The following is a 12372-nucleotide window of genomic DNA, read 5'->3' as shown; positions in this document are numbered from 1 at the left end:
CTTATTACTACCTCTTCAAAAACATAGCTTTCCCAATTTGGCTATTAGCTATTTGTAGAGTGATAAAATACAAACCTGATTGTAGGTTTTGGGTATCAATTTGTAGTCTGTTTTGCAAGCTGCTTACTATAACTCCTGTTGAAATGCGATTGCCAGATAAATCGAAAATCTGGTATTCAATGGCTCCATTAAAAGCTGATTCTATTAGAATATTGATAGAATGCTCTGTCGGATTGGGATAAACCAATAGTTGTTGCGTAGCGGTTATACTTGGTTGATTGTAACAGTCTGGGAAATAATAAGCGGGTAAAGCTTCCAAATATTTTCTATCTAAACCAGCATGGTCTACAATGTAATTGAAATCATCAATCTCTTTGATCACAGAATTATAATGCCCGGCACTTCCACTAATTCGGTAAGGATAATCTGCATCTAAAATCGTATTTTCATATACATGAATGTTGTCAGAATCATTATCCAGATAAATACCGGCGACAGGCCAGTAAGATTGTTGTCCGTTTGTCCATCGAGATCGGTTAATACCTTTTATATAATTATGGTGTATCTGGGTGTTTTCATGAGAAGAAAGTGTGTAAATGGCCGCGCCATCTTCCATCAAAAACATGGCATTTTCTATCAAATTATTTCTAATGATATGGCCTGAAATTGAATTAGTTCGCTTATCGTGCCAACCTAAACTGATGCCAGTATAAGGCAAGTTTTTAAGGTAATTGTGTTCAACTGTTACTGAATCTGTATAGCCAAGAAAGATTCCAACACTGCCCACATAAGAACTTCCGATATTTGTAATGTAGTTATTAACGATGATGATATTTTTTGATTTTGCACTTTCACTGGTTTCATAATTTAGCGCCCAGTCAACCACAATGCCGTTGCCTGCCACATCATTAAATTGGTTGCCAGAGATAATGGACTCTTTCACCCCTTCATGAAAAATAATTGCTGAAGTTCCCAAGTGTTCAAAGCGATTATCAATTATTTGTATATTATTAGCATTAGCTACCAATAAAGCCGCTTTGGCTGGTTGTTGTCTTTGGTATTGGTAGAAGTAATTTGCTTGTCCGGCAACAAAACCCATATATTTTGGCAATCGCCAAGTGTTGTGGCTAAATTTTAGATTTTTGATATTTATATTCTTAATCGGCTTATTTCCATCACCTTTAATTACAAGCAAGTTTTCAAGTATTGGGATAAGAATCTCATTGTTGTTAATGATACTTTCATGCTCTGGTAAAAAGTAAAGAGTATTTTGTTCGGTATCTAAAAACCACTCGTTGGCTTCATCAATAAACTGATAGGCATTTTCTAAATGATAATACTGTCCATCAGTTCTTTGTGGATAGATTCTTTCGAACAGGGTAGATTTTTCAGGCTCTAAAATATCTACATACCCCAAATCTTCATCAAGTAATACATTCTTTAACCGCACTATCTGGCATGCCCAGTGTTTTTGTATAAACATTTCTGGCGGATTTGCTGGATTAACTTCTTCGATAAGATCGAAGCTAGATTTTGGGCTTTGCATTAACTGCCGCGAATCGAGCCATTTTGTTATTTGAAAGTAAGTACAACGGTTTGGTTCTCTGGCACGAATTGCTCGATTTCCTTTCAAAAATACATCTCTAAAATACAGGCTATCAATCGCAGCTTTGTAAATTCCATTTTCGTGATATTGCCAGTTGATAACAGGCTTGGCTCCTGAAAGTATCACTTCCTCATTATTATATGCAGCAATGGTTAAAGAGTAGTTTTCAGAGTTGAAGATGTGATTCGAAATGGTAATCGTGTTTTGAAGATAATAAGTGCCTGCCCTTAGATAGATAATAATATCTCGATCGAGGTTTTGGTTTAACTCAGCCACTTTATTTAATGCTTGTTCTAGATTCTGGTAAGGCTTTTCAATAGAACCATTTTGCGCAGTATGTTGAGTGTTTGAAACAAAAATGATATGTTGGGTAAAAGCAGGACTAACTTTAATAATTAGTAGAATGACTAAAAAAACCTTTATTAGAACTGTTTGCATCAGGCTAAAAAATTATCATAGATTAAATAAATCGAGATAGTATTATGCTTTAGCTTTAGCGATAAAGTTCTTGGGAATAACTGAAAATGTAGGCTTTAATTGAATCTAAAATAGCATTTACGCTAGGTGAATAAGTAGAATATTTAGAGAGGGAAATTCAAAATTGATATATTTATAATTACACAAACATTTTACTAAGAAATGCTCAAGCTTAAAAAGGAAAAAATTTCAGATTATCTGCTTCAATTAATTATGGTGATTTTGGGTGTTTTCTTGGGAATGATGGCTTCTGATTGGAATGCAAATAAAAGCACAGAGAAGAATAAAAAGAACCTGCTTTTGGGATTGAAAAGCGAGATCAACAACAACTTAAAGTATCTAAAATCTAGAAAAGAAAGTGACCTAACTGTGTTTTTTAATTCCTTGGATAGTCTTAGCAAATCCTTAAAGAGTAGTCCTGAAAAGTTGAAAGAGCCGTTTAAAAATCAATCTTTTATGGAGAGAGTGCCAAATTTTCCTGGACTTGGTAGACCTCAACTAGACGATGCTATGTTTGAAGCTACCAAATACAGTAACATGCTTTCTAATTTCGATATCGAATTATTAAAGCAGCTCACCAAAACCTATAACCTACAATATAATATCGAGTCTACCAGAAAAACGCTTGACCTAAAACTAGCCGGAATCGATTCGCAAACCATCTATAAAGATGTAGTCGATTTAATGTGGGAAGTAATGCAAGGTTACTTTGGTGCGCAATACAACCTGATTAATGAATATGAGATAACTATTGAGCTAATCGATAAATCTTTGGAGAAGTGAAATTGGCTTAATCTATCAAAAAAAGACATTTTTTATAAGTTAATTCTCGTTGTAAGAGAAAATGACTGTGCGACATAGAATATGTATGAGATTATAATTTGCCCTAAAAATTGGAAGCAGTATGTGTTTCAAATTTACCCATTACCCGATAGAAAAGTTCTGGTTTTGGAGGCTTGGAGTTTTACAACCACAATAAAATTAGCTGCACGATTAAGTCTCCAAAGTTTTATTCTATTTGCTATTTTATTTGTAATAGTATCCATTACTATGGAAGTTAAAGATGAGAAAGGATCACTAAGTGAAATACTTTTCGCTTATGCAATTATGGCGATAGGTATGTCAATAGCTATTTTAATCTATTCGATTGTAAAGTATCTTTTAGGTAAGGTTATCAAAACTAAAATTGAGATATCTGGAAATACAATTAGCAAATCAACTTCAATTTTTGGGTTTAACACCCAAAAAGTTAGCAAGCCATTTACAGGTTTTGTGCTAAAAGAATCTTGGAATAGGTATCAAAAACGGATATCAGCAATTTATGGAATGGGTTATACTGATGATTTAACCATAGCAGTTTTTAATACAAATAAAACAAATGCTTCTTCAGCAGAAATGATTGTGAAAAGGCTAAATACAGTTTTTGAATTAGAAGAAGTATTATAAGTCCAAATCTTGAAAAATAACTATTATTTGTTAGTTTTAGTCAGTTTTTAATTACAAGCACATTTAATCAATCAGAAATGAAAAAAGTACTAAACCTAACAAGTGTCTATTTAATCTTACTAGTTGCGCTATCTTCTTGTTCGTACCATGTCGGAACTATTAGTGCAGGGAGTGCCACCATTACAGATAAAAACTTTTCACACATCGATTTTGCTTATGGTACTGCCCGAACAGCAAATGTTTTGGGTATCGGTTCCAATAAAAAAGATGCTTTAGTTTTGGAAGCGAAAAGAAGTTTATACTTGAATTATGATTTACAACCGGGTCAGGCATTGGGGCAAACCACTGTAGATTTTAAGCGAACTTTCTTTTTCCCTATACTAGTTACCAAAGTTACTTTATCTGCGGAGGTACTAGATTTTAATACAGAAAACCAAGATTACGAAAGAACAAAGAGTAATTTAGAACGATTTACAGGCACTCCTCAACAGAGGTTCTATAAGTTTGGAGAATATGTAAACTATAATAAAAAGAATAATCTAACTATAGATGCTCAAGTAGTTGGTAGAAAAGATAATTACTTCGTAATCAGGTATATTGATGAAAATAATAACATGAAGTTTAAGAAAGTAGATGCATTAAAACTTTCTGCAAAACCAGAAAATGCTTCTTCGAGTACAAAGTATTCTGGCAAATTACTTACACCTAAATCACCAGAAAAGGAATTGGTAAAGTTTAAATATGAGGACAAAGAATACACTGGCGAGTTAATGGAGACGTCTGGCTCTAATTATTTGATAAGAATGCAAACAAACACTGGTGAGCTAATCGGCATTTATGTAAATGAAAAGGATGTGATTAAGTAGTAGACATTTTGGCTTTAGTAATCGCACTAGCACTATTAAAAACAATTGTATTTTTGCCATCATAATTAATGAGTGCATTAATACGTGCTCAATAACATGTTTTTAATCTGAGCGAATTTTACTAACCAACCAATGATCACAAATAAAGAAATAGATTTTGCCGCATACAATCAGTCATTCGAATTTGTTGAGTTGGGCTTCGCTGGAAAACTACTGGTAAAGTTCCTTCGAACTTTTAAAATAAATACGGTAGCCTATAAGCTAGACTTCTTCGAAAGGTTACTCAACTTTCTAAAAGTTGTTGCTTTAGAAGCTCTCTCTAACAACTTGCAGACGGATGTTTTCACGAGTGGAAATATAAAACTATCTAGCTTAACCAAGGCTGATAATATGAGCCAATCTTTTGTGGAATTTCTATTTCAGTTTGAAATTCTCACTTTAGAAAATGAGGTGTTTGAGATAAAACCTGAGTACGAAGAGCTGCTTAAAGATGGTGCCATCAAAAAAGTGATTCAGGCAGAAGATATTTCTTTTATCCAGACTTTAAGCAAGCCTCTACAATCACTAATAAGAGATTATTTTTTTGTAAAAGATTTGGTAAATAAATACAACAAGCCAACACATAAGCTACAATTTGTAAGGCAAAATACTAGCAAATGGGAAACGCTAATTAATGAGAAACAACTTGATTATGAGGTGAGGTTATGCGAAACTTTGTTTAACTTAGTCTATCTCCATATTCCCAATAAAATTAAGAGCCCTTTTAGTGAAGATTATTACACAGAATCGGGACAAAATGCTTTTAAAAACTTTACAAGATTTATCTTTCCCAACTATCTGAAAAAGATAAAACCACAAGAAAACCTGCAAGTGCTCGACTTGGGTTGTGGCTATGGAAACTACATTGATGTAGTGCAAAAAACTTATCCCAAAGCGAGTATCGATGGCATCGAGATTAACCCAAAAGTATATGCAGTTACCAAAGCAAAGTTTGCCGATAATGATCTTGTAGCAATCTTAAATCAAGATTTTTTTGATTTTGAAACTGCTAAAAAGTACGATGCTATTTTGGTGAATTATGTATTTTTCTACTTTAACTCAGAAGAAAAACAGCGATTAATTGAGAAAGCAAAACAGCTACTCACAGCCGATGGTTCTATTATTATTTGCCAGTATTTTTCGGGTATTGAAGCCATGAAAGCCCAATTAGCCCAAAAGCAAAAAGATAATTCGCTGGCAAAAAAGATTGAGATGTATTACAGCGATAAAGTTTTGTATGCCAATACACTTTGGAACGATGCCGTAGATACTTTTTCGGAAGCTGCCAAGTGGAATGAGTTTAAGCGAATTGCTTCAACCGCCGGTTTACAAATTACAAGCATGACCAACGCCGACAAGTTTTATTATTCCTTATTTATTGAATTGAAGAGATGAGAAATCTGTAAAGATTTAAATATTCTTTTTACTGTAAGACACACGTATTACGAAAACATAATTGTTAACAAGAATTTTCAAGCATATAGTAATCCGTCTTATGTAAATAGCTATTATTTGTTAGGTTTGCTATCAGAAAAATTGAACTATCAGATACTAACATGTTTAAAAAATATAATTCAATAGAGAATACTTATCGCGAGGAGTTTTTAGAAAAGATAAAAGCATTTGGCCTTTGGGAAGACATATTTATTGTACAAGAAAAAGTACATGGCGCTAATTTGAGTTTCCACACGACTGACGGTGAAAATTTTTATACAGCTAAAAGAACTGGATTACTTGACGCTGATGAAAAGTTTTACAATCATGGAATGTTGCTGAATGAGCTAAAACCGAAGCTGCAAAATATTTGGTCAGATTTACAATCTAAATTGAATGATGTAACGCATTTGGCAGTTTTTGGAGAGGTAATAGGTGGTACTTATCCGCATCCAGAAGTTGAAAAAGATAAGAAAGCGATTAGGGTTCAAAAAGGGATTTTTTATAGTCCTAAGAATCATTTTTATGCTTTTGATATTCTTATTAACCAACATAATTATCTGGATGTAGAAGCAGCAAATGAGCAGTTCGAAAAGCAAAAATTACTCTATGCAAAAACCATTTTTGAGGGGAGTATTGAAGAATGCTTAGCCTATCCAAATAATTTTGACTCATTAGTTCCAAAAGAATTAGGTCTGCCTGAGTTAAAGACAAATGTTGTTGAGGGTGTGATTATTAAGCCTTTAAAAACCAGTTATTTTAGGAATGGTACGCGATTAATCTTAAAAAATAAGAACGAAAAGTGGGCAGAAAACAATCAGTTTAAAAAGCCTATTAAAAAAGAAGAAGCACTACCTGAGAAAATTATTAAGCTGCAAGAAGCTATATTGACTTATGTAACAGAAAATAGATTGAACAATGTTTTGAGTAAATTGGGAGAGGTAACAAAAAAGGATTTTGGTCGAGTTTTGGGTATGTTTAGTAAAGATATTACCGAAGACTTTTTTAAAGATTATCATACAATTACCGATGAACTTGATAAAAAAGAACTCAAACTAGTTACTAAGTCTTTCAACAAAGTGGCCATTGAAATGATAAATCTAAGATTGAAAAATTCTTGAGGTTTTAATTGCCTTTATCTCATCATTAAACCAATGAAAAACCTCAACATAATACTAATTTGCTTGCTTTATGCTTGTTCTGGTATTGATAAAGATAGCTTAAAAAAAGAGTTGAATGACTCTTTTTTTGAGTGGCATATACAATCTGATGATACAATTAAGACACAAGAATTATATTTTTTTCAGGATAGCATTTATGTTTCTGTTTCCAAAGAAGATGAGCAAAAGATCGTGCATTTAAATTATTGGAACACTGATCAGAATCTGTTTTATGCAACACTCCATTTAAAAGAAATTATAGAAGATATTGAGTTTCGGATTGTCTCTTATTCAAGCGACTCCATCAAACTTTCTTATAAAGATGAGTCTTATTCAATGCTGAAAATAGAGCCAGAGAAAACACATATTTCAAATGAAATAGTAGGTTTGTGGTATGCTCCTGCTGATAGTATTCCTATAAAAGCAAAGGAATATTCTGAGACTAGAAATTTTCTCACAAACCCGACTTTTGAGTTTACCAAAGATTCATTCAACATCTATGCTTTTGATTATTTTGCCAGAGGCAAATACAAGTATATCGATGGAAAAACGAAGCTTATTATTTTAGAATCAATACCATATTATACAGGTAGCAAATGCATCATTCTTGATTCAATCGATGAATCACACCTAAACATTTTACTAGAAGACGATATCTCTACTTGGAAAAGATATGAGTTGGTGAGGCGAAAGTGATGTATAATCATTCAAAGCTAATAAGATTCTAGCTAGATTTAATCCACCATAATTCTTAATTTTGGCTATCGAATTTCTAAACCCAAACAAATGAAACTATACATACTCGCAATTTTCACTTTCATCTTTTCTACTAATCAACTAAGTGCGCAAAGTAATCCTGAGCAAATCACAGCGATTATTTGTGGAAAACTGATTGATGGTAAAAGTGGCAAGGCTAGAAACAATGCGGTAATTCTTGTAGCGGGCGAAAGAATAATTGAAGTGGGAGATAAAGAACTCATTTCACCAGATTATCAACTAATTGACTTATCCGATTATACTGTTTTACCAGGCATGATCGATGCACATACTCACCCGCTTATTTATGGAGACGATTACCAGACCAATCATTTAAAAGGCACTTCGGCGTATAATGCTTTGCATGGTTTAAAGGTAGTGCAAAACTGGCTTAACGAAGGCTGGACGACCATCAGAATTGCTGGCGATGCGGATGTAAATTATGCTCATTTTGAGATTAGAGATGCGATTAACGAAGGGCTTTTTAAAGGGCCAAGAATTTTTGGTGCAGGTCATTACTTGTCGATAACTGGTGGTGGTGGAGATATCAATTATATTTCTAATGAGCAGTCGATTATTACCGATGGTTTAATTGTAGACGGTAAAGAAGAGATGATTAAAACAGTGCGAAAAGAGATTAAAAATGGCAGCGATTGGATAAAGCTTTTGGTAACAGGCGCTTTTATGTCGGCAGGAGATAATCCGCAAAATGTGCATTTTAGCGATGAAGAAATTAGCACTGCAGTAGAAGAAGCCAATCGCAGAAACATTCCAGTGATGGCACATGCGCATGCCACTAAGGGTATTAATCAGGCTATAAAGTTGGGGGCACGATCTATAGAGCATGGTACTTTTTTGGATGACGAAAGCATTCGTCTTTTTCTGGAATACGATGCTTATCTCATTCCTACCATATATATTGGCGAATACGCCCTCGAAACTTTTGATGCCGATGGGCCGCAAGCCAAAAATGTAGAGATTACCAAAAAATACAGAGATGCAAGCCGAGAGGGATACAAAAAAGCGATTAAAGCCGGAGTTAAAGTGGGTGTTGGTTCAGACAATGTGGGTTTTCCGCCGAATTTTGCTGCTAATGAGTTTGGTCAGTTGGTAGATTTAGGCATGTCTCCGATGGAGGCGATTAAGGCTGGTACAATTGTAAATGCAGAGCTTTTGCAAAAAGAGCAAGATTTGGGCAGCATAGAAGTTGGGAAACTGGCTGATATTATCGCTACTAAAGGCAATCCACTCCAAGATATTTCTGAACTCACCAGAGTAAAGTTTGTGATGAAAGGTGGAGAATTGATTAAATTGGAGGAGTAATTCTTATTCATATAATTTATGATTTTCCCAACTGGAATTTCTGCCAAGCTAAAAGACAAACGAGTAGATAAAATACTCATCAAGCATGGATACCAACCTAATTCGTGTCAGATTTTTTATAGCCCAATAAAATATTGGAGGTTTACAGTGATTTTAGCTTTAATAACAGTTATTCCATTTATAGGCCTTGGTTTAAAATATTTTTATCTAATTATTGATTTCAAATACTTTATTCTAGGCTACTTATTTATATCTTTTCTTATTTGGAGAAGAATGAATAACACTATTGTACTTACCGAAGGGCAATTATTAATTATCAACCCTAATCCTCCATTTAGAAAGTTCATAAAATATGATTTAGCCAAAATAAATAAGGTAAAACTTGCCGGCTCAAAACTTAAATTTATTCTTTGGCTTTTCCTCTCATCTGGGAACTACATTGAGATTACTTCAAATAATAAAAACCATAGGTATTTCTGTATTGCTCTCAAACTTGATACTTATGATGAGAACTTTACAAAGAAAACTTTAGATGATTTACATCACACACTTCGAAATAAAAATCTTCCAGTAGAATTTATGTTCGATTAATACCAATTTCTCCCTTTCTTACTTGCATAGTACAATATATACTACTAATTTCCGGGTATTTAATCAATTGTTGTTCCTATGGAAGTGTCTAACCTGAAAGATAAAAAACTGAATCTATCTACCTCTTGGATTTTTGTAACTCTCAACTGTCATAATCTTACCAGTTTATATTCCTTTACTTGGTAAGAAACGGTTGCCGAACATCTCACTCTTAATCAGGTTTGATAATTAGAAACACATCAAGTCAAACAAATATCACTATGAAAAAAATTGCAATTGTAACAGGCTCATCATCAGGTTTAGGACTCGAAATCGCTTTGCTATTGGCAGCAAATAATTTCACAGTTTATGCCACCATGAGAAACCTAAAAAAGCAAGATGAGCTATTAACCAAGGCAACAGAAAAATCGGTAGAAGTGCAAGTTTTACAACTGGATGTAACCGACCAAAAATCTGTAGTTCAATGTTTTAGCACCATTATAGAAAAGGAAGGTAAGATAGATTTATTGATAAATAATGCCGGTGGCGGCTTTGCCAAAACTACCGAGCATGCTACCGAAGAAGAAATAAAATGGGTAACCGATCTCAATTATTTTGGTGTAGTAAGATGCACCAAAGCGGTAATTCCTATCATGCGTAAAAACAAAAGTGGCTTTGTAATAAATATTTCTTCGGTTGGGGGCTTGGTCGGTCAACCTTTTAACGAATTATACTGTGCTTCTAAATTTGCGGTAGAAGGTTATACAGAGGGCTTGGCTTCTTACCTCACAGATAATTTCGGAATTAAATTTTCGATTGTGGAGCCCGGTGGCATTAGCTCTGAGTTTATGAAATCTGCCACAGCCAAAACCATGACAGACGGACAAATCACTTTGCCTGAGTACATGCCAATTATGCAACAGTATTTGGGCGGCAGACAAAAAAGAGCCGAACAAGGTGAGACACAGTCTTTCCAAACACCGGCAGAAGTGGCGGAGGTAGTTATGCAAGTAGTGAATGCTGAGCACCCACCACTGAGAATTAGAACTTCTAATTGGGCAGAAGATTTATGTAATTTAAAAACAGCAGCCGATCCGGACGGTACCAAGTTAGTAAAAGCCGTTAAAGAGAGATTTTTAGGTTAAGCTGTAACCTATTCCAACAATCTACTTCCGGGTTTTTCCTGAGAGTAGATTGTTTGTTTATCTGTCATTTTGAGTAAATAAATGTATTTATTGCTCTTAAACCTATCTAAACAGCATTGAAAATGACAGTCAATCTGCTAAACAAAAAAGAGCCAAAGTATTGATAGGATAATGGGAGAGGGGTGAAAAGTTTACAAATGTTAATTTGGCGTAAATTGCTCAAATTAAAATGACTTGGCTACCTATATTTGAGACGATTATCAACCAGCTCAACAAACAAATTTTATGAATATAAATCTAAAAGTGGCTTTTTTCGCCATACTTTTGATTAAACTATCTACTCAAATTTCTTATTCGCAAGTTACTACTAGTAAGGGTTATTTAGTTCTCAATAATAATGATACTATCCGCGGTTATCTGGAAAATCTAGATGATGAATTTTTAGATAAAGTGCTTTTTGTTAAAGAAAACACTAACGATATAGCCTATTACTTTGCTAATCAAATAAAGCAGGTTTATATACAACCTGACACATATCTCGAATCAAAAGATTTTGGAAAAGATACAGTACTTTTTAAGGTTTTATCTGAGGGTAAACTTTCTTTATATAAGCATAAAAAAGATTTTTTTATCACCTGTGGAACTGATAGTTTAATAAAATTAATAGGGGGGAAATATTTAGTAGAATCTTCTAATAAAACTTATTACACAGATTCGAAAACCTATAAAATTCAAATCAAGCAATGTTTAAACGATGCCAATTATTTTGAAAAAGTAGATAAGCTATTTTTCAAAGAAAAAAACATTGTGGCATTATTTAACGAGATTAATCAAATTGCTGAACCCTCAGATGAAGCACCAAAACTCAAAAAATACCATAATCCAAATCATTTAGGTATTGAGTTAAGTACTGGAAAAAGTGCATATGGTTTATATAATCAACAGATTACCGATTATTCAGAGCAAATTGAGTTAGAAGATCCTATTTTCCAAAGTAGTTTCAATATTTATAATTCAAAGTATCTTGGCTTAAACTATAAGCGAAATGTTGGGAAATCTAGCTCGAGTCTAAGTTTTAGTCTAGCATTCAGTAAAGCTTCTGATAAGTCATACACAAAAACAGGTGTATTTCAGTCTACAGAGATGATGGTAAATGAAAATCTGCCAGATTCGATTGGCCAAATTGTAGATACTTATAATATAAATTTGAATGCCTTAGATTTTAGTTTTACTTATTATCGTGAACTTTCAGCAAAAACAGTTAGACCTGTTATTGATGTTGGTATCGCAGGTAAATATCTGATTAATAGTCAAATAGAATCGACAAGAGAAATATATGTGGATGATACTTTTGTTAAAAGTAAAAATTATACATCAGATCAAAAGACTTTATATTTTAGAGCAACTGCAAGTTTGGGTGTTTGCTATAAAATTAGCATGAAAGACGCTATTATTTTTAGAGGAGTGTGGGAAGGAACCCTGCCTGGCATGATAGGTAACGTTGTAATTCTTAAAGCAGTAGTGGCTTATAATTTTATGTGAGATATAAT

11 protein-coding genes are annotated in these 12372 nt (G+C 33.6%); 10 read left to right on the top strand and 1 reads right to left on the bottom strand.

Going from position 1 to position 12372, the window contains the following annotated elements; genetic code table 11:
- Window positions 1-7 precede the first annotated feature (7 nt).
- Window positions 8-2044 (bottom strand): right-handed parallel beta-helix repeat-containing protein, encoded by a 2037-nt coding sequence (locus OQ292_RS33245; RefSeq protein WP_284688590.1) that lies wholly within the window; start codon window positions 2042-2044, stop codon window positions 8-10.
- A 201-nt stretch (window positions 2045-2245) separates the two neighbouring features.
- On the opposite strand from OQ292_RS33245, the gene OQ292_RS33240 reads away from it, so the two are divergent.
- From OQ292_RS33240 to OQ292_RS33195, 10 genes are all read left to right on the top strand, one after another.
- Window positions 2246-2866 carry a hypothetical protein gene (locus OQ292_RS33240; RefSeq protein ID WP_284688589.1) on the top strand — a complete coding sequence of 207 codons (621 nt, stop codon included), beginning with the start codon at window positions 2246-2248 and terminating at the stop codon, window positions 2864-2866.
- Window positions 2867-2989: 123 nt separating this feature from the next.
- Window positions 2990-3529, top strand: a complete 540-nt coding sequence (locus OQ292_RS33235; RefSeq protein WP_284688588.1) for a hypothetical protein — start codon at window positions 2990-2992, stop codon at window positions 3527-3529.
- Window positions 3530-3606: 77 nt separating this feature from the next.
- Window positions 3607-4395, top strand: coding sequence for a DUF6567 family protein (locus OQ292_RS33230; protein WP_284688587.1), 789 nt, complete (start codon window positions 3607-3609; stop codon window positions 4393-4395).
- 132 nt (window positions 4396-4527) lie between these two features.
- On the top strand, window positions 4528-5829 hold the full coding sequence (locus OQ292_RS33225; RefSeq protein ID WP_284688586.1) for a class I SAM-dependent methyltransferase: 1302 nt from the start codon (window positions 4528-4530) through the stop codon (window positions 5827-5829).
- Window positions 5830-5990: 161 nt separating this feature from the next.
- Window positions 5991-6989: an RNA ligase, Rnl2 family gene (locus OQ292_RS33220; protein WP_284688585.1), complete on the top strand. Its 999-nt coding sequence runs from the start codon at window positions 5991-5993 to the stop codon at window positions 6987-6989.
- 33 nt (window positions 6990-7022) lie between these two features.
- Window positions 7023-7724 (top strand): hypothetical protein, encoded by a 702-nt coding sequence (locus OQ292_RS33215; protein ID WP_284688584.1) that lies wholly within the window; start codon window positions 7023-7025, stop codon window positions 7722-7724.
- A gap of 90 nt (window positions 7725-7814) precedes the next feature.
- Entirely contained in the window at window positions 7815-9107 is a 1293-nt protein-coding gene (locus OQ292_RS33210; protein WP_284688583.1) for a metal-dependent hydrolase family protein, read from the top strand.
- Between the two features lie 18 nt (window positions 9108-9125).
- A complete protein-coding gene (locus OQ292_RS33205; protein ID WP_284688582.1) occupies window positions 9126-9698 on the top strand; it encodes a hypothetical protein in 573 nt (190 codons plus the stop codon).
- 260 nt (window positions 9699-9958) lie between these two features.
- A complete protein-coding gene (locus OQ292_RS33200) occupies window positions 9959-10822 on the top strand; it encodes an SDR family oxidoreductase (RefSeq protein ID WP_284688581.1) in 864 nt (287 codons plus the stop codon).
- A 285-nt stretch (window positions 10823-11107) separates the two neighbouring features.
- Window positions 11108-12364, top strand: coding sequence for a hypothetical protein (locus tag OQ292_RS33195; protein ID WP_284688580.1), 1257 nt, complete (start codon window positions 11108-11110; stop codon window positions 12362-12364).
- Window positions 12365-12372 lie beyond the last annotated feature (8 nt).

It is taken from the genome of Chondrinema litorale (assembly GCF_026250525.1).
Classification (GTDB): domain Bacteria; phylum Bacteroidota; class Bacteroidia; order Cytophagales; family Flammeovirgaceae; genus Chondrinema; species Chondrinema litorale.
The sequence above is the reverse complement of the archived record's forward strand: the minus strand, read 5'-3'. Positions and strand labels throughout refer to the sequence as shown.

Bases quoted from the DNA above. Each gene is read 5' to 3' on its own strand.
- OQ292_RS33245 (WP_284688590.1), bottom strand. From the start codon at position 2,044: ATGCAAACAGTTCTAATAAAGGTTTTTTTAGTCATTCTACTAATTATT.
- OQ292_RS33240 (WP_284688589.1), top strand. From the start codon at position 2,246: ATGCTCAAGCTTAAAAAGGAAAAAATTTCAGATTATCTGCTTCAATTA.
- OQ292_RS33230 (WP_284688587.1), top strand. From the start codon at position 3,607: ATGAAAAAAGTACTAAACCTAACAAGTGTCTATTTAATCTTACTAGTT.
- OQ292_RS33225 (WP_284688586.1), top strand. From the start codon at position 4,528: ATGATCACAAATAAAGAAATAGATTTTGCCGCATACAATCAGTCATTC.
- OQ292_RS33220 (WP_284688585.1), top strand. From the start codon at position 5,991: ATGTTTAAAAAATATAATTCAATAGAGAATACTTATCGCGAGGAGTTT.
- OQ292_RS33215 (WP_284688584.1), top strand. From the start codon at position 7,023: ATGAAAAACCTCAACATAATACTAATTTGCTTGCTTTATGCTTGTTCT.
- OQ292_RS33210 (WP_284688583.1), top strand. From the start codon at position 7,815: ATGAAACTATACATACTCGCAATTTTCACTTTCATCTTTTCTACTAAT.
- OQ292_RS33205 (WP_284688582.1), top strand. From the start codon at position 9,126: ATGATTTTCCCAACTGGAATTTCTGCCAAGCTAAAAGACAAACGAGTA.
- OQ292_RS33200 (WP_284688581.1), top strand. From the start codon at position 9,959: ATGAAAAAAATTGCAATTGTAACAGGCTCATCATCAGGTTTAGGACTC.
- OQ292_RS33195 (WP_284688580.1), top strand. From the start codon at position 11,108: ATGAATATAAATCTAAAAGTGGCTTTTTTCGCCATACTTTTGATTAAA.